Origin of the sequence: Rhodocytophaga rosea, assembly GCF_010119975.1 — a bacterium.
In the GTDB taxonomy this organism is placed as follows: Bacteria; Bacteroidota; Bacteroidia; order Cytophagales; family 172606-1; genus Rhodocytophaga; species Rhodocytophaga rosea.
This window is the reverse complement of the sequence record NZ_CP048222.1, coordinates 1,058,377-1,077,306: the sequence shown is the minus strand read 5'-3', so window position 1 is coordinate 1,077,306 and position 18,930 is coordinate 1,058,377. Positions and strand designations below refer to the sequence as shown.

Here is an 18,930-nt window from a genome sequence, read left to right as displayed (position 1 = left end):
TTCACTAATGATTGAACAGATTGTTTTACTAAAAAAATTACAAACAAAAAACCGCTTCCGATTGAACAGAAGCGGTTTAGAAAAATAACTATTCTATCAATTAGTTTCCTAATGGAATAGCATAACCTATACTAATGGCTACTACCCGGTTTTGTGATTTATAATCTTCTTTTGTTACACCTACAGGCAATTTTTCAGGTGTTTTTTCAAAATTAGTTAACCCCAGTCCATAACGTACATCCAATAACAGCATGCCTGGGCCTGCCTGGAAACCTAAACCACCTCCAAATTGTACACCGAAGTCTGTTCTATTACTATATTCCGGATCGATATAAGAGATTTCATCAGTATCTTCTTTATCAGCAAACCGGAGTTTCATGCTTTCTTTTTCATCATTAAATTTTAATGTGGTTTTACCACCCATATTGTAAGCAAATGAAGGACCCGCATTTACATAGGCTTTGAAAGCATCACTTCCGAAAGACACTTTGGCTAATACTGGTAATTCAATGTGATTGAAAGAAGTTTTAATATAATTTCCATCCTCTTCATATTTTACGCCTTTCTGAATATACAATAATTCAGGCTGAACAGAAAAGAAGCCGTCTTCAGATATAGGAAGATTGATTCCAAAACCAGCAACCATGGCAAGATTAGATTTCTGGTTGTCTTCTTTTTCTTTTACAGCCACATTGGAAAAGGTAATACCGGCTTTAGGAATAAAAGAAACTTGTGCATGGCCGGCAAAACCAAATGCAACCATCGCTGCTACTGAAAGTAATACTTTTTTCATGATTAATTTGATTGAAAATAATTTGTTTTGATTATACAAAGGCACAATTGCATTTGCAGCGATAGATTAATCAACACATAGAGAAGTAAACAAATCTGTTTGTGATGTGGTGTAAGGAATGGAGGTAGAATTACCTTGGTATAAGACTAAAAAGGCCAGTTAAGGATACAACTTAAAGAACTTATTTTATTTGAGCATTAGCTGAACAAATGTAAATAACTGATTGATAATGGATAATAATCTTATGAAAAAATAAACGGGTGCCAGATTAAATAATCTGACACCCATAAGTTATATGCTGTTTAGTTCGTGTTTACTTATAGTAACTTCTCACCTGGAATAATACAAATAAGAAGATCAGATCAAACAATAAGCCGAACAGGCTGAATGAAATAATGTTCAGTACTATATTAATTAAATCACCATAATAGGTAAATACCCAGCCACTGCGTTTTCTGCTGAACAAGCCTGGTAAAGCCAGTATTCTCAAGGCTAATGCTACTACCGAAAGGCCAATCGTAAGCATATAGGTAAAGCCACTACCAATGCCACCCAGAAATCCGGCAGGCGCAAGCAACGTACCAATACCTAATACAACCAATAGCGCTGGTAATAAAAAAAACATCAATACCAGATTAATCCACGGAGCATATTTTACAATGGCTTCTTTAATGTGGGCAGGAATCTGGAAGGGTGCTTTATCTAAGAAGTAACCTTCGATTTGTTGTTCAAAAACTACTTTTGAGGCATCAGGTTGAGCAGAATGATTGGTTTGCATGATTAAGTATAATTGTTAGATGAAATACAGATTTAATGTAGGTGACGGGTATAAGTAACCCTCATTTACCTTACAAACATTTCAATTAACAAGCTTCTTTTTCAGGGGGTTGCAACATTGAATACTATTGCTTCCTGAGCAGAAATACACCTAAGATCAAAAAAATAACACCTAATATACGCCATAAACTAATTGGCCGTACATCAAATCCAATCCAGCCAAAATGATCGAATAATACTGCCGAAATTAACTGGCCTGCCACAATAAATCCCAGCGTATTCGCTGCTCCGATTTTTGGAGCTACCACCACAACCGTAGTGATGTAAATTACCCCCATAATTCCTCCTATCCATTTCCACCAGCTAATTTGCGAAACCACACTGAATTCTGGGATATATTGCCGGTTGGCAATAAGTACATAGAGTAACAGAACCGTGGTGCCTACCAGAAAAGATATACAGGCCGTAATAATGGGGCTATGAACAATAAGCCTGAGCTGGGCATTGGCACCAGTTTGAACGGCTACAGCTGTACCTGCCAGCAATGCCAATACATAATACATTTCTTTAGGCATAGGTGCGATAATGGATTTGAAATATAAAATTGAAGGATAATTGTACACTTGTTAACTGGAACCTGCTAAAGTTGAGAATGGATTTGAAACATAGCGTGTATTCTGACGCTGGCTACTGGTTTTCTACATTTCAACTTTATACCCTATTGATCGTGCAAATTACAAATCCTGATTGTAAAGCAGAAAATCTTTTGTGTCGAAATAAAAATTCTGATTCCCAAGCTGAATTTCAGTAATGGTCAACTATTTTTTGACTATAGATATGTATGTAACCAATAATTTTATTAATTTATTCTTTAAATAATATCCTATGCCTACCAGACGAGATATCATCCGGAGTGCCGCTGCCCTTACTGGAATCAGTAGTTTTGGCGGTAATATATTGGCTGGCGCTGCCACAACTCCATTTAAAAAAAGTCTATTTAATATTGGTGCCTGTGATTGGTCGATTGGGAAAACGAGCAATGTAGAAGCTATGGAGATGGGGGCAAGAATTGGCCTGGATGGTGTTCAACTTAGCCTGGGTAGCGTGGCAAACGACATGCACCTGCGGCGTAAAGATATACAGGAAGCTTACAAAAAAGCGGCTAAACAACATGGGGTTCGTATTGGTGGACTAGCCATTGGTGAATTAAATAACGTGCCCTATAAATCAGATCCCCGTACAGAAGCCTGGGTCAGCGATAGTATTGATGTGGCGAAGGCTTTAGGCGTTAAAAATATATTGCTTGCCTTTTTCCATCATGGTGATTTAAAAAATGATGAGCCAGGACAGAAAGTGGTAATCGAACGATTGAAAAAAGTAGCTCCGAAAGCTGAAAGGGCAGGCGTTGTACTAGGCATAGAGTCATGGTTAAGTGCCAGAGAACATATGGTGATCATTGAAGCGGTTGGTTCGCCGAATGTAAAAGTATATTACGATGTAGCCAATTCTAATCACATGGGCTACGACATTTACGAGGAAATCCGGTGGCTGGGCAAAGACCAGATTTGTGAGTTTCATGCCAAGGAAAATGGCTTTTTACTGGGCCAGGGAAAAATCGATTTTGCCCGGGTACGGCAATGTATCAATGATATAGGATATACCGGATGGCTGCAAATGGAAGGAGCCATACCTGAAAAGAAGGAAATTCTGGAAAGTTACCAGCAAAATATTCAGTTCATGCGGACTATTTTTCCTGAAAGCCGGTCATAATTTACTTTTCGCGCCGAACTTGTTTCTATAAAAATAGCTCATCTTCTCACCCGTTTATCAACCAGTTCACCGGGATTTTGCCTACCTTTGCAATAAGCGAAGGAATTGAAATCAGCTTGGCAAACCACCGGGTCTGTATACCGGTTTTATTCATAATTATTAATTTGTAATTCGTAATTAAATATATGCCCCTTAACCAAGCCAATTTTGCAGAAGTAAAGAAAATATTTACTGCATATCTTGAAAACAAAGAGTTAAGAAAAACACCCGAACGCTTTGCGATTCTGGAGGAAATATATACCCGCGATGGTCATTTTGATGTAGAGTCTTTATATATCAGCATGAAAAACAAAAACTACCGGGTGAGCCGTGCTACCGTATATAATACACTCGATATTCTGGTAGATTGTGACCTGGTAACGAAACATCAGTTTGGCAAAAATCTGGCGCAGTATGAAAAATCTTTTGGATACCGCCAGCACGACCACCTGATTTGTACCGAGTGCCATAAGGTATTAGAGTTTTGCGATCCCAGGGTGCAGAATATCCAGAATATGGTAGGTAATCTGTTGAACTTTAAAGTATTGCACCATTCTTTAATATTTTACGGAACCTGCACCAATGTCACTTGCGAAAATAAAAGCCTCGTAAAATGACATATACCACCCAGATTAGCGATCAGATTGTAAGAATTACCTTAACAGGTGATATGACCGGCTTTGAAGATAGCCAGAGTTTATTGAAGGCAGTAGATTCCATTATAAAGCAAGGCATATTATTATGCGTAGCAGATATTTCCCAGATCAGATACATGAATAGCAGCGGTATTAATACGCTTACTACATTACTGACCAAATTCCGTACACGAGGCGGAGAAATGGTGCTCACTAAACCTTCTGAGCAGGTGCAAAAACTACTTATCATCACAAAGCTCAACGCCATTTTTACGATTGTAGAAGACCATGCAGCAGCTGTAGTCAAGTTAAAAAGCGAGTAACAAAACTGAATTTTCTATACATATAAATAGTATTAAATAAGCTCAGTGGAGCATCTGTTCAATTAAAACCATCATAAGAAATAGTTAAGAGATCATGAGTGTAGACGTATTATTAGGCTTGCAGTGGGGCGACGAAGGAAAAGGTAAAATAGTTGATTTTATAGCTCCCAAATACCAGGTAGTGGCGCGTTTTCAGGGTGGCCCCAATGCAGGGCATACCCTGGAATTCGATGGTATAAAACATGTATTGCACCAGATTCCGTCCGGCATTTTCAGGCAGGATATCAAAAATATTATTGGCAATGGGGTGGTACTGGACCCTGTTATTTTCAGAAAAGAAGTAGAAGCCCTCAGTAAGCTAAAAGTAGACCTGCGAAAGAACCTGTATGTTTCCAAAAAAGCCCAGTTGATTGTTCCTACACACCGCCTGCTGGATGCTGCCTATGAAAATTCTAAGGGTGAACAAAAAATTGGTTCAACCCTGAAAGGAATCGGACCAACCTATGCTGATAAAATTGCCCGGCAAGGTTTACGGGTGGGTGATATTTTATCAGACAATTTTCCGGAGAAATATAAAAGCCTTCGTTCCAAACATACGGCTATTCTCGACTCCTATCAATACCAGTATGACCTGGCTTCTGTGGAAAAAGAATTCTTCGAAGCTATTGACTTCATGAAGCAGTTTACACTGGTTGATAGTGAATATATGATCAATGAGTCGCTGCAAATGCAGGAAACCATTCTGGCGGAAGGAGCCCAGGGTTCATTACTCGACATCGATTTTGGTTCCTATCCTTTTGTAACCAGTTCCAATACCATGACTGCCGGTGCTTGTACCGGATTAGGTGTAGCTCCCAGGCATATTGGTGAAGTATTCGGCATTTTTAAAGCCTATTGCACCCGGGTAGGAGGAGGGCCATTCCCAACAGAACTACTGAACGAAGAAGGCGAAACCCTGCGTAAAATAGGACGTGAATTCGGTTCTACGACTGGCCGTCCCCGGCGGTGTGGCTGGCTGGATCTGCCTGCACTCAAATATGCCATTATGCTCAATGGCGTTACGCAACTGATTATGATGAAAGCCGATGTGTTGAGTACCTTTGAAAAAATTAAGATATGCACACATTATAAACTCAAAAACGGCTCTGTTACTGACCAGTTTCCGTATGATCTGATTGAAGAAGGCGTTGAGCCGGTATATAAAGAATTTGCTGGCTGGAATTCTTCCCTCGACCACATCTCCAGTTTTGACCATCTTCCGTTTGAACTGAGTAATTATATTTCTTTCATCGAAGAATATCTTGGTTTACCAGTTACTTTCCTTTCCGTAGGACCGGATAGAGTAGCTACTTTGCAAAGGGAAAGTATGGTGAAGTAAAACCTGAAAACTTTTAAAGCAAAAGCCTTGATTTGTTGTGAATCAAGGCTTTTGCTTTAAAAGGTAATATAAAACTCTCACAAACGTGACTATTTGTTGAGGCAGTCTGATTGATGTATGATTAGATATTAAGCATAAGAATTAATTATCCTTCAGTTTATTTATTTCTTGAACTAATAAGTAATAGTCAATTTTGTGTTTGTTCCTTCTATACCATTTCTCCCATTTTTTTATCAAATTATAAGTTAAATATGGAGTTGGGAAATAGCTTTCGAAAGTAGGACGTTTTAAATTGGTCTTCATTTCAAAATATCTAGCGGATAATTCTGCATATTTTGATACTGGAATAACCATTGTATCAGAAAGGGAAGTATCAATGATTATATCAAACGTGTAATAAAAAGCCTTATCCGCATCTGTTAGAATGATGGTTGTATCTTTTGATTTAGCAGCTAATGATAATTCAGCCCACAAGGAGTTAAACATTACTGAAAAAGCTAAATCCTTCGATTGTTCAACATTTCTGTGCGTTTTTATTAATTGCCCATAAGAAATATGAACACACAAAAAGCTCAACATTATGGATGAGTACAACTTCAAACTTTTGAATTTTAAAATAGTTCTTATCACTAAATTAATAGCCAAAAACGATCAACTAACAACTAATCTCACACAAACAATCCTTCAATGGATAAATAACGTTCCCCAGTATCGTAGCAAAAAGTGAGAATTTTGGCTCCATCTTGCACTTCAGGCAGTTTTTTTGCTACTGCTGCCAGAGAAGCACCGGAAGAAATACCTACAAAAATGCCTTCTTCTCTGGCCACACGTACCGAATAATCAAAGGCTTCTTCCTTGGAAACAGTAATCACCCCATCCAGAAGGTCGGTGTGCAGGTTACGGGGAATAAATCCGGCTCCTATACCCTGGATCGGATGCGGATTAGGCGTACCGCCGCTAATTACCGCAGATAAAGCAGGTTCTACAGCAAAAGATTTCATGTTCGGAAATTTTTCTTTCAGCACAATATCACATCCGGTAATATGTCCGCCGGTGCCTACGCCGGTGATCATATAATCAAAGCCTTCCGGAAAATCACGGATAATTTCCTGGGCGGTAAATTCCTGGTGTACCCGGATATTAGCTGGATTGTCAAATTGCATGGGCATCCAGGCTTTTGGGTCAGCATTTACCATCTGATGGGCACGTTCAATCGCTCCTTTCATACCTTTTTCACGCGGCGTTAGTTCAAAGGTAGCCCCATACGCCGACATTAATCTGCGCCTTTCAATAGACATGGATTCTGGCATTACCAGTATCAGTTTGTATCCTTTTACAGCAGCAACCATTGCCAGGCCAACCCCAGTATTCCCGGATGTTGGTTCAATAATCACACTGCCCGGTTTAAGAATTCCTCGTTTTTCCGCATCTTCGATCATAGACAGGGCAATCCGGTCTTTAATGCTTCCACCAGGATTAGCACGTTCCATTTTCATCCATACTTGCACACGTTTATCAAACAGGCGATTGATTCTGACTAATGGTGTATTTCCAATAGTTTCAAGAATTGAATTGGCTCTCATGAATAGTTTAATGTTTTAAATGAATATGGCTTAGCAAAATCTCAACTGTAGAAAATTACAGTGAATGGCATTTGCCGTGTTGCCGGCATGCTACGAAATTATATGTAAAATTCCAGAAATTGCTCTACTTCTTTTTGGCCGCTTACCTTGATCTGGCTTTTATGGTACACTTTGGAATAGGGTTGTACACTTTCGGTGAGCCAAACGTTACCACCGATCACACTATGTGCTCCTACGGTTACATGTCCGCCCAGAATGGTGGCATTGGCATAAATTACCACATGATCTTCAATGGTAGGGTGGCGTTTGACATTTGATAATGCTTTCTCTACACTCACCGCACCCAGGGTAACGCCTTGATACAATTTTACATGATTGCCAATCACCGTTGTTTGCCCGATCACAATACCAGTTCCATGATCTATACAGAAATAAGCGCCGATCTGGGCACCAGGATGTATATCAATGCCTGTTTTCTGATGGGCATACTCGGTAAGCATCCGGGGAATATAGGGCACTTCCAGCTTATATAATATGTTAGCCATGCGGTAAATAGCAATGGCAAAAAATCCCGGGTAGGTCAGAATCACTTCATCCGTATTTTTAGCAGCAGGATCTTCCCGAACAATAGCTTCTGCATCTTTTCGCAAAGAGGTATAAATAACAGGCAGATGCGATAAGAATTTTTCTGCCAGTACCTGGTCAGAAAGAATAGTTTGAAAATTTGTCGTTTTAAGGATCTGGATAAAATCCTGGCTTAACTTTCGTAACTGGTCTTCTATCTGTTTTTCAGACAGATAGGCTCTTTCTGAAAAATGAGGAAAAAGGGTGTATAACAGTTCTTCCGCAAACGAAAAAACCATGGTTCTCCGGGGTATTCCCTCGGTTGCCTGATGCGATGCATACAAGGCAGAGATAAAAGCAGCATCCATTGTAAAAAATTACCTGTAAGTATAAATAGCCTGATAAATATCGATGTAAAGGAAGATGTAAATAGGACTTCTGCTGCCAGTAAACTGGCGGTAAAGAAGTACATTCTTTCTGCCAGACTAGCCCTTCTGTTTCAAACTATTTTAAACAAAAATAGTTCAATGCACCCTGTTTCTGTTATACATTATTTTATCTCTTTAGCTATCGCTGCCTAAGCCAGAGACTCGTGCTGCAGATTTCAGGATAGTTTTCAGGGTATATTTTGCCATGCAATGGAATACGAACCTTTATTTCTTAAGTATGTAATGGGTCAAATAGGCATATGATTCATAGAATGCCTTTTTTTCCTAATAAAATATCCCGTTTATTGAATACTCCTGTTATTTCATCACTGACAACAAAATGGATATATTATGACTTTGGCAATAAAAAGTTTTGTATATTCGTGATTGTAAATTTTTTCGATCTCATTCTACACTCATTTATGAAACCCTCAACCCTCACCAGAAGAGATTTTATTGCACAGGCTGCCGTTGGCGCAGGTGCTGCTCTTTTTGTTCCGCAGCATTTCTTTATTCATAAAAAACAGAAATTAGCTAAAGAAACGATAGGGCATGGTTCCTACCAATATAAAGTAGTAGAAGGCTGGGGCATACTGGATGCCAGTCAGACTCCGGTAAAAGATTGCCACGAAATGGTACAGGATTCCAAAGGACGGATCATTTTGCTTACCAATGAAACCAAGAATAACGTCATTATCTACGATAAATCAGGTAAACTGATCAAATCCTGGGGCTCAGAATATCCTGGTGCACATGGATTAACCCTGTGGAAAGAAGGAGGTGAAGATTTCCTGTTTATTACCGATCATGACCGCCATCAGGTGTATAAAACTACTACTGACGGAAAAGTAATCATGACTTTATCCTATCCTAAAGAAACTGGTGTATATGCTTCTGCGGATGAATACAAGCCTACTGAAACGGCTATCGCTACTAATGGAGATATTTACGTAGCCGATGGATATGGTAAAAGCTATATTATTCAGTACAATGCCAAAGGTGAATATATCCGGCATTTTGGCGGAAAAGGAGAGGCAGATGCCAATATTCAACAGGCACATGGCGTATGTATTGACAACAGAAATAAAAATAAACCTAGTATAGTGGTAAGTTCCAGGGAACAGAATGCGCTCAAACGCTTTAGCATGGACGGAAAATATATGGCTACTATTCCATTGCCTGGGGCCTATGTATGCCGTCCGGTAGTGAATGGAAATAATATTTATGCAGCAGTGCTTGTATCTAAAATGCCCTGGAATTCAGGAACCGGATTTGTAACTATTCTGGATAAAAATGATAAGGTAGTATCTAATCCTGGAGGAAGCCAGCCTGCTTATAATGGCGGAAGTTTGCAACAATTGTCTCAGGTTGGAAATACCTTTAAAAATGCCCATGATGTGTGTATCGATGATGATAAGAATTTATATGTGGCCCAGTGGAATTCCGGTAAAACCTATCCGATTAAGCTGGAACGCGTATAGTTTAAGTTCATAACCAGTTGTTGAAGGAAAATAATATGAGGTTTCTGCTGAAAAATATAAAACTGCGTTTGCTTTCCGGAGTATACTTGAGTACCCTGGTAATGGCTGCCCTTTCGTGTACACAAGAGGAAAAAATTGATTTTAATGCAGAAATCCGTCCGATCCTCAATAGTAAATGCATCACCTGTCATGGAGGGGTAAAGAAAAACGGAGGCTTTAGTTTACTATTCCGGGAAGAAGCATTGGATAAAGGAGAGTCCGGCGAATATGCGATTGTTCCTGGAAAGCCTGGTGAAAGCGAGATGATCAAACGCCTCACACATCATGATCCGGAATACCGGATGCCTCTGGATGCCCCTCCGCTAAGTAAAGAAGAAATAGATAAGCTTAAAACCTGGATCAAACAGGGGGCAGAATGGGAAGATCACTGGGCGTATATCAAACCTCAGGAAAGACCAATTCCGGAAGTAGAAACTACCAACTGGCCTAAAAATGGCATTGACAATTTTATCCTGAAAAAGCTGGAACACGAAGGCTTACAACCTTCACCGGAAGCCGAAAAAACCACTTTATTACGCAGAGTAAGCCTTGACCTCACTGGTTTGCCACCCACTTCAGCGCAAGTAGATTCTTTCCTCAAAGATGATTCACCGAATGCCTACGAAAAAGCGGTAGACCGGCTGCTGGCTTCTCCGCATTATGGCGAGCGCTGGGCAGCAATGTGGCTCGATCTGGCCCGTTATGCTGATTCTAAAGGATATGAAAAAGATGATTTTAGAAACATCTGGCGGTATAGAGATTATGTCATTGAATCTTTCAACAAAGATTTGCCTTTCGACCAGTTTACCGTAGAGCAACTGGCTGGAGACCTACTGCCAGAACCTACAGAAAAACAATTGATCGCTACTGGCTTTCACCGCAATACGACTAACAACGACGAAGGCGGTACCGACGATGAAGAATTTCGTAACTCAGCTGTGATCGATAGAGTGAATACCACCTGGGAAGTATGGCAGGCAACGACCATGGGTTGTGTGCAATGTCATAGCCATCCCTATGATCCGTTTCGGCAGGAAGAGTATTACAAATTCTTTTCTTTTTTCAATAATACCCGTGACGAAGATACACCCAACGAAGCACCCACTCTAACGACTTTTAAGACAGAAGATGAGCCTAAAATTCAACAGGTAAAAGAATGGATTCAAACCCATGCGCCGGATAAGGAAAAAGAGGCACAGGCGAAGAAGTTTGTAAACCTGATAAAAATCGGAGAGCCTAAAATCCATTCGCATGATTTTGATTCGCTGGTGAAAAGTGCCCTAAGCGATGGAAAGTACCTGGCAGCAGACAATGGTGGTTTTGCCAGGCTCCGCAACGTTAACCTGCATGGGAAAACACAGCTGTTAATGAGTTATGGCACCCAAACCAACGATGTTACAGTAGACATCCGGAAAGACGGGTTGGAAGGAGAATCAATTGGTACATTGAAACTGGAAGGAACCGGTAGCCGGTGGAAATTTACAGTGAAAAGCTATACTATTGGTTCGCTGCAAGGGGTGCATGATCTGTATTTTGTCTTCAAAGATTCTAAAGCAACTGGTGTAATTTGCACCATTGAATGGCTGGTTGTAGATGACCCTTTGCCTGGAGCCGGGGAAAAAGGCTATGCAGAGATTCAAAAGCAGTTTATAGATTTATTTAACCTGCCAGACATTGAAAAAACGCCTATTCTGATCGAAAATAACCAGGATTTCCGGAGAAAGACCTTTGTATTTACCAGAGGAAACTGGCTGGTGCATGGCAAAGAGGTACAAAGTGATGTGCCTGCTTCCATGCCTTCCTTGCCAAAAGATTCCCCCAAAAACAGGCTGGCTATGGCTAAATGGATGGTGAGTCCCCAGAATCCGCTTACCGCAAGAGTGGCTGTAAACCGTTTCTGGGAGCAGTTGTTTGGAGTAGGAATTGTAGAAACCCTGGAGGATTTTGGTTCTCAGGGAATGAAACCTTCTCATCCGGAATTATTAGACTGGCTGGCGCTTCAGCTAATGCAGGAGCATAAATGGAGTGTTAAAAAATTACTAAAACAAATGGTGATGTCAGCTACTTACAGGCAATCTTCCAAAGTAACACCTGAGCTACAAGAAAAAGATCTGTACAACCGCTTATTAGCCAGAGGGCCGAGAGTCCGTTTGTCTGCCGAGCAGGTACGTGACCAGGCGCTTACGGTAAGTGGTTTATTAAGCCAGAAAATAGGAGGGCAAAGTGTAATGCCGCCCCAGCCAGAAGGCGTATGGCAGATTGTGTATAGCGGCAGGCAATGGAAAACGTCTGAAGGAGAAGATGCTTTCCGGAGAGGTATATATACTTTCTGGCGCCGCTCTACGCCGTATCCATCTATGGTTAGTTTTGATAGCCCGGTGCGAGAAATCTGTGTGTCCAGGCGAATTCGCACCAATACACCGCTTCAGGCACTGGTGACACTCAATGATACAGTATACATTCTGGCCGCCCGGGGACTAGCTGAGCGAATGATTAAAGAGTCGGATGAAAAGCTGGAAAACCAATTAAAAACCGGCTATAAACTAGCTACCTTACGGGAGCCCAGTGCTGCAAAACTGAATATTCTGAAAGACCTATATGCCAAATCAGAAGCGTATTACCAGGCTAAACCAGATGAAGTTTTTCAGATGACAGGTAAAACGGAACAAGCAGACAAACACCTGGCTTCTCTTACTGTAGTTGCCAACGCCATTTTGAATCTGGATGAGGTGATAACTAAGGAATAGATAAATAGAATATGTATGTCCGGCTGAAAATGAGCTGTAGACTTTAAAAGAAAATCAGCATGAATATTTTAGAACAAGCGGAATTCGAGCGTTTGCAACACGTCACCAGGCGGCATTTCCTTCTCAAATGCACGACTGGTCTGGGTGCGATGGCTTTAGGTTCTTTGATGGGGTGTAATTCATCTGGAACCGGAAAAAATGAAGATATAGCAGCACTCTCTGAACCCGACCGGAATAATCCTTTACTCGCCAGGGCTTCTCATTTTGCACCCAAAGCCAAACGGGTGATTTTCCTGCATATGGCTGGTGCACCCTCCCAACTGGAACTATTCGATTATAAACCAGAATTACAGAAGTTACATGCCCAGGATTGTCCGCAATCCTTGCTGGAAGGAAAACGGTTTGCGTTTATTAAAGGAGTTCCTAAAATGCTGGGTCCACAGGCGCAATTCAAACAGCATGGACAATCCGGTGCCTGGATTTCTGAACACTTACCTTATTTCTCGCAGGTGGCCGACGATGTGGCTTTTCTGAAAGCCATGCATACCGATGAATTCAACCATGCCCCTGCGCAGTTGCTCATGCAAACTGGTAACGGACGTTTGGGAAGGCCGAGTATGGGTGCCTGGGTAACTTATGGCTTAGGTTCTGAAAACCAGAACTTGCCAGGATTTATTGTACTGGTTTCTGGCGGCAAGCAGCCAGATGCCGGAAAAAGCGCATATGGCAGTGGATTCTTGCCAACTGTTTATCAGGGGGTAGAATGCCGTTCCAAAGGCGATCCGGTGTTGTATGTGTCTGATCCGAAAGGCATGAACCGTGATCTGCGCCGCCATTCCCTGGATGCCATTAACCAGATCAATGAGCAGCAATACCAGGAAGTGGGCGATCCTGAAATATTATCGCGGATTTCCCAGTACGAAATGGCTTTTAAAATGCAGGTGTCAGTACCCGAAGCCATGGATATTTCCAAAGAGCCGGAATACATTCACCAGATGTATGGCACCAAACCTGGCCAGGCTGCTTTTGCCAATAATTGCTTGCTTGCCCGCCGGTTAATTGAACGGGATGTTCGTTTTGTACAGCTTTTCCACTGGGGATGGGATGCACATGGAGCAGGGAAAGAGGAAGCATTAAATTTTGGCTTTATGGACCGTTGTAAAGAAGTAGATCAGCCCATGGCAGCCTTGATACAAGACTTAAAGCAAAGAGGATTGCTGGAAGAAACCCTAATCGTATGGGGTGGCGAATTCGGACGTACGCCTATGTTGGAAAACCGCGAAGGCAAACAAAATCCATATACAGGCCGCGATCATCATACCGAAGCGTTTACCATGTGGATGGCTGGCGGAGGAGTTAAAGGAGGCGTTTCTTATGGGGAAACCGATGAAATTGGGTACTATGGCGTAAAAAATAAAGTGCATGTGCACGACTTACAAGCTACTATTTTGAACCAGCTGGGGATGAATCATGAGAAACTTACTTATCATTTCCAGGGCCGTAACTTCCGCCTCACAGATGTCCATGGAAGAGTAGTGCGGGATATTTTAGCGTAATAACGGTAGTGATAATAGAGGAATATAAACAGACTTGGTTGAAAGATCATACGCCATTATCAACTTTCTCAGTAGATAGAGTCAGGAGCTTTCAATTAAATAAATTAACCTTTGATTTTTTAGTTAACATAGGTTTGCCAAATGAATGTGCACCATTCCTAAGTTTTTTTGAAGACAGCGATGAGATCTACAAAGGAATCTTTAAGTTATCAGATGTTTATGGTTTTCTAAAAGATATACAAGAAGAAAATAGTAATTACAGTTTTGACCAGTATATTATTATTGGGTCTGATGTAAGTGGTAATCCAATTGCTATAAATACCAAGAAAGATTGTATAATAGAATGGTTAGATCACGAAGATTTATTTTCAGCCCAATTTATGAATTCTTCAATTCAGCAAATGGGAGAATGTATAGTTGTTTATAAAAAGTTTGTTGAAAGTGTGATACTAGAAAATGGAGAAAGCGCAATATTAGATTCAAATTTTGATGATGTCCATTTTGATGAATTATAACGTTTTTTTAAGGAAATGGATGCAGCAATATTATCTGAAGATGGTTTCTGGAAACAAGAACTGGAATTGCTATTAGTGAACAGAGAAGATTCGAAAAGAGGATAAAACATGTTAATATTCAATAAATTATTAAGGTTAGTATTTATTATGCCCTTATTCATGTTTGTGGTATCTAACACAGCTTTTGCTGCAGAAGCCGCATCAGAAGAACCATCAGCATTTTTGTTATTTCTAGGGCGTTTTCATCCGCTGTTTGTGCACCTGCCCATTGGTTTTTTAATTATTGCCTTTTTACTGGAATGCTTTTCACGCCTGCAGCGCTTTCACGAAGTAAGACATGCTACTTCACTGGTATTGCTCTTAGGAACAATTAGTGCGGTGGCCGCCGCCTTGTTAGGTTATTTTCTGTCTTTTGAAGGAGGTTATGATGAGGATGCGCTTTTCTGGCATCAGTGGTTTGGGATTGGAGTTGCTGTTACGGCAGCAATAGCCTATTATCTTAAAATCCGTTCGGAGGGAAAAGTCAATATGGCCAGGAAAGCCTACATTCCTGCTCTTTCGGTAAGCATGGTTTCTCTGATGGCAGCTGGACATCTGGGGGGCAATCTCACGCATGGTTCTGAATATCTTACCCAATACATGCCTGGACCATTGCGTACCCTGGCTGGATTGCCTGTACAAACGAAAACGGTTGCCAAGCCTATTACCAATATTCAGGAAGCCGTTTTGTATACAGATATTGTGCATCCCATTTTTGAAGAACGCTGTATCAGTTGTCACAACCCCGAGAAAAAGAAAGGCGACTTATTGATGCACAATTTTGCCGACCTGATGAAAGGCGGAGAAGATGGAAAAGTACTGGTCGCCGGTAAATCGGCGGAAAGTTCCTTATACAAGCACATTACGCTTCCGCTGGAACACGATGACCACATGCCACCTAAAGGCAAAAAGCAACTCACGAAAGCCCAGATCGAACTCATCCGCTGGTGGATAGATGAGGGTGCCTCGCCAGATAAAAAAGTAGCCCAGGCGAAAATAGATGAACCCGTAAAAGAGGCGTTAGCTAAAATGGGTGTATCCTCAGAAGATGAAGGCAAGCCTACCGGTATTTTTGCTAAACAAGTAGCACCAGCCAATGCAGCTTCGATTGCCACCCTTAAAAAAGCAGGATTTATGGTAATGTCTATTTCCCAGGATAATCATTATTTGCAGGTAAAATTTACAGCTGCTGAAAATACATTTGGCGCTGAACAGATCAAAAATCTGCTCACAGTAGCACAGCAAGTCGCATGGCTGGATTTAAGCGACGCAAAACTTACCCCGGAAGGATTAAAAGATTTATCTAAACTGCCTAATCTGACCAGGTTGCGGATGGATAAAACCAATATTACCGACGAATACCTGGCACATCTGAAAGGATTGCCCAACCTGGAATACCTCAATTTGTATAATACCCAGGTTAGTGATAAAGGCTTGGCGCAACTCGCTTCTTTAAAAAACCTAAAAACCCTCTATCTCTGGCAAACCCAGGTAAGCCCGGAAGGCGTTCAGAATTTGCAAAAACAAATTCCTGGACTTGTTGCCAATACTGGCTGGGTGGAAAAAGATACCATTTCAACTGCACAAAAAAACTCTCAGGTAAAAGTGGTGAGTCAGAAAAAGTAGGCATTCTTTTAGGATTTTTATTAAAGCTATTCTAACGAAAGAAACTCTTATCAATTAGAATTAATAGTCTTCAACCGCTCCAGCCGGGCGGCAGAATTCCGGCGGATACGGGCATCAAATGACATATCTGTAGTTTGTGTAGGTGGCAGCATCTGGAGTACTTTCTCTGAATGGCGGATAGCTTCAGCCTTATTTCCAAGATCTTCCTGCATACTGCCCAGATTATTCCATAACCAGGCCTCTCTGGGATGTACTTCCGTAGCAAATTCCATGAGTGTTAAGGCTTCTGTGGGCTTATTCTGCCGCCTGAAGGTATGTGCCAGTTGATTAATGGCATTTTCATGGAGAAAAGGAGCCGTAGAATCCAGGGTAATATATTTTCTGGCAATGACTAAAGCTGTATCTATTCCCTTTTTCTGAATTACCTCTGTAAATTGTTGCACATCTGGTGGGGGTGGCAATGCTGGATACTGCTTAAATGTCCAGAGGGAATCAGGATATTGAGAGAAAGCTGTAGCAGCGCTTAGCTTTTGCTGGGAGGTTTTATCTTTTTTTAGTACCGCATTAAAAAAATGCAGCAAATACTGGTTGACCAGTTCATAACTTGCTCGCAGGGAAGGCTCTTTTTCTCCCCGGTTGTGCAGAATAGTTGTAGAGGCTCTGCCTTCCGTAGCCATATCCCAGTGATGCAAACCCTGGTAATTTAATTGCAGATGATATCGGTCAGAGTAGATTTTCTTGTGAAAGTCCTCAAAATGTGTGTCGCCTTGCGCTAATCTTTTTCCATAGATGTGCAGAAAAGGAACCTGCAATTTTTTGACATCATAATAGTTGGTAGAAGCCAGCTGATCCCAGGAAGATTCGCCATAAATAGCACTTTCTATGTCAGCCAATGCCCCAATACGCTTATCTTGCATCGCCAGTAAAACCTGCGAAAATCCAGATCCGCTGAATCCATAGGTTCCGATGCGTTCTTCATCGATCAATCCTGCCTGATTGAGGTGTGCAATGGCTAGTCGCATATCTGTTACTTCATCAATAAACCTGATTTGTGGACTACTGGCAGAGGCATTGTCTCCAATGATCATAGCTACCACATAGCCATTACTGGCCGTCAATTCATTGGTAATAGAGGTAGACAAAGGCCGCAACACTCCAATGAGCAGCGGAAATTTTTCTTTCAGAGGCGAAGCTTCTTTTTGAGAAAGTAAGGCTGTTTCTGACAGTTTTTTCCAGTCTGCATCAGAGATATTGCCGAAGTATCCTTGAAAATACGTCCGGTAGGAATTTATTAAGCCATGTTTTTTCTCTGCGTCAAAAGAGCCACTGGTACTAGTCAGATTTTCTGTATAACAATACTCCTCATAGGTAATCTTGCCTTTGCCAGTGTTGGGTTTGACCGGATACCAGAGATGAATGTTAAAAGTACGGTATCTGCTGCCAGTTTCTTTCTCACCCAGGTAATTATACAAAGGCTTGCTTACCCGTGATTTATCCGTAATCGGGATAATTTTAAACCCAACCTGGTATTGTCCAATTGGCAGTTTTTCGAATGCCGGCTGTGCTCGTAACAGAGGAAATCCCAAGGATAGCAGTAGAAAAAGCAAAGATGTTTTCATAACAGTATAGCGCTAAGTTATTGGATTTGTTTCCAGGCCCCTGCTTTCCACTGCCAGAGTTCATTGCATAACGTGATTTGTCCGGGGGAACCTGGTTTAGGAACAGAACCGCCAAACAATAGCAGGCTATTCTGGCCATAAGCAAAATGGGTGGAATTCCGGACGGAAGGGCCAATTGAGAAATTGATTTGTGTCCATTGGCGGCCGTCCCATTTCCAGAAATCACCCAGCTGTTTTCTATCTTCGGTAAAGCCGCCAAACAGATAAGTTGCCTTTTCTTCAGGATAATAAACTACCGGAAAGCGGTTACGGGCCGAAGGACAGTTTTGGTCACAGGAAATCTTTTTCCAGGCATTATTTTTCCATTCCCATACTACTGCTTTGCCTTCTTCCCAGTCTGGAATTACCAGCGTTTGCCTGTTTGTATCGTAGGCAATACCAGTAGGCCCGTCAGTATGCGGCCCATCGGAGGATAATTTTTTCCAGCTATTTGAAGTATATTCCCACAATTCAAATTTCTGATCTTTGCCATACATAAATTTGGTTTTATCGCTGGCATCGCCGTAGGCTAATATTCGTTTATTTACCGGATCATATACGGCCTTGGGTGTTTTAACCGGGCATTCTGAATTTACCTGTTTCCAGTCCTTGCCATTCCATTGCCATACATCCATGTAGATAACATATGGGTTTTTTGCTTCAGAAGCACCGCCTATCAGATACGTTACTTTCTCCTCTGCATGATAGACCAGGGCATGTCCGCTTCTTCCGCCAGGGCCAGGTGTGTTCACATCTTTCCAGCCTGCGCCATCCCATTCATGCACCTGGATAAACTCTTTCAATTTGCCATCTTCCGCCACCGCTCCACCATATAAAATCAGTTTGTTGCGGTGGGTGTCAAAAGTGACTTCTTCCAGGTGCCTGGCCTGTGGAAGCGGATTATCCATGAGCCCAACTACTAAAAAGAGAATGCTTAAGGTAAACTGATACATATCTGTTTGACTTTATAATCTGAGTA

The 18,930-nt window shown here is 41.4% G+C and carries 17 protein-coding genes; 9 read left to right on the top strand and 8 right to left on the bottom strand.

All coding sequences use genetic code 11. The features are described from left to right. Positions 1-100 precede the first annotated feature (100 nt). From GXP67_RS04645 to GXP67_RS04635, 3 genes are all read right to left on the bottom strand, one after another. Positions 101-793: a porin family protein gene (locus tag GXP67_RS04645; RefSeq protein ID WP_162442082.1), complete on the bottom strand. Its 693-nt coding sequence runs from the start codon at positions 791-793 to the stop codon at positions 101-103. Between the two features lie 313 nt (positions 794-1,106). After that, complete coding sequence (locus tag GXP67_RS04640) at positions 1,107-1,571, bottom strand: chromate transporter (RefSeq protein ID WP_162442081.1); 465 nt, start codon at positions 1,569-1,571, stop codon at positions 1,107-1,109. A gap of 124 nt (positions 1,572-1,695) precedes the next feature. After that, a complete protein-coding gene (locus GXP67_RS04635; RefSeq protein WP_162442080.1) occupies positions 1,696-2,145 on the bottom strand; it encodes a DMT family transporter in 450 nt (149 codons plus the stop codon). Between the two features lie 310 nt (positions 2,146-2,455). Between GXP67_RS04635 and GXP67_RS04630 the strand changes: the two genes are divergently transcribed. From GXP67_RS04630 to GXP67_RS04615, 4 genes are all read left to right on the top strand, one after another. Beyond that, complete coding sequence (locus GXP67_RS04630) at positions 2,456-3,340, top strand: sugar phosphate isomerase/epimerase family protein (protein WP_162442079.1); 885 nt, start codon at positions 2,456-2,458, stop codon at positions 3,338-3,340. A gap of 185 nt (positions 3,341-3,525) precedes the next feature. Continuing rightward, on the top strand, positions 3,526-3,996 hold the full coding sequence (locus GXP67_RS04625; protein ID WP_162442078.1) for a Fur family transcriptional regulator: 471 nt from the start codon (positions 3,526-3,528) through the stop codon (positions 3,994-3,996). Further along, positions 3,993-4,337: an STAS domain-containing protein gene (locus GXP67_RS04620; protein WP_162442077.1), complete on the top strand. Its 345-nt coding sequence runs from the start codon at positions 3,993-3,995 to the stop codon at positions 4,335-4,337. Before GXP67_RS04625 ends, GXP67_RS04620 begins: the two co-directional genes overlap by 4 nt. Positions 4,338-4,431: 94 nt before the next feature. Continuing rightward, a complete protein-coding gene (locus GXP67_RS04615; protein WP_162442076.1) occupies positions 4,432-5,715 on the top strand; it encodes an adenylosuccinate synthase in 1,284 nt (427 codons plus the stop codon). Positions 5,716-5,856: 141 nt separating this feature from the next. On the opposite strand, the gene GXP67_RS04610 is transcribed toward GXP67_RS04615, so the two are convergent. From GXP67_RS04610 to epsC, 3 genes are all read right to left on the bottom strand, one after another. After that, entirely contained in the window at positions 5,857-6,294 is a 438-nt protein-coding gene (locus GXP67_RS04610; RefSeq protein ID WP_162442075.1) for a hypothetical protein, read from the bottom strand. 89 nt (positions 6,295-6,383) lie between these two features. Next, positions 6,384-7,298, bottom strand: coding sequence for a cysteine synthase A (gene cysK, locus GXP67_RS04605; protein ID WP_162442074.1), 915 nt, complete (start codon positions 7,296-7,298; stop codon positions 6,384-6,386). A 98-nt stretch (positions 7,299-7,396) separates the two neighbouring features. Then, positions 7,397-8,230 (bottom strand): serine O-acetyltransferase EpsC, encoded by an 834-nt coding sequence (gene epsC / locus GXP67_RS04600; RefSeq protein WP_162442073.1) that lies wholly within the window; start codon positions 8,228-8,230, stop codon positions 7,397-7,399. Between the two features lie 482 nt (positions 8,231-8,712). Between epsC and GXP67_RS04595 the strand changes: the two genes are divergently transcribed. The 5 genes from GXP67_RS04595 (at position 8,713) to GXP67_RS04575 (ending at position 16,293) form a co-directional block, all read left to right on the top strand. Further along, positions 8,713-9,771 (top strand): twin-arginine translocation signal domain-containing protein, encoded by a 1,059-nt coding sequence (locus tag GXP67_RS04595; RefSeq protein ID WP_162442072.1) that lies wholly within the window; start codon positions 8,713-8,715, stop codon positions 9,769-9,771. Between the two features lie 35 nt (positions 9,772-9,806). Next, positions 9,807-12,557 carry a DUF1553 domain-containing protein gene (locus GXP67_RS04590; protein ID WP_162442071.1) on the top strand — a complete coding sequence of 917 codons (2,751 nt, stop codon included), beginning with the start codon at positions 9,807-9,809 and terminating at the stop codon, positions 12,555-12,557. A 59-nt stretch (positions 12,558-12,616) separates the two neighbouring features. Continuing rightward, a complete protein-coding gene (locus GXP67_RS04585; protein WP_162442070.1) occupies positions 12,617-14,113 on the top strand; it encodes a DUF1501 domain-containing protein in 1,497 nt (498 codons plus the stop codon). A 38-nt stretch (positions 14,114-14,151) separates the two neighbouring features. After that, the gene (locus tag GXP67_RS04580) at positions 14,152-14,628 is read left to right on the top strand and encodes a hypothetical protein (protein ID WP_162442069.1); all 477 of its coding nucleotides are present in this window, start codon (positions 14,152-14,154) and stop codon (positions 14,626-14,628) included. 147 nt (positions 14,629-14,775) lie between these two features. Continuing rightward, complete coding sequence (locus tag GXP67_RS04575; protein ID WP_162442068.1) at positions 14,776-16,293, top strand: c-type cytochrome domain-containing protein; 1,518 nt, start codon at positions 14,776-14,778, stop codon at positions 16,291-16,293. Positions 16,294-16,343: 50 nt separating this feature from the next. On the opposite strand, the gene GXP67_RS04570 is transcribed toward GXP67_RS04575, so the two are convergent. Beyond that, entirely contained in the window at positions 16,344-17,912 is a 1,569-nt protein-coding gene (locus GXP67_RS04570; protein WP_162442067.1) for a CocE/NonD family hydrolase, read from the bottom strand. Between the two features lie 17 nt (positions 17,913-17,929). Next, positions 17,930-18,904 (bottom strand): Kelch repeat-containing protein, encoded by a 975-nt coding sequence (locus tag GXP67_RS04565; protein ID WP_162442066.1) that lies wholly within the window; start codon positions 18,902-18,904, stop codon positions 17,930-17,932. Between the last annotated feature and the right edge of the window lie 26 nt (positions 18,905-18,930).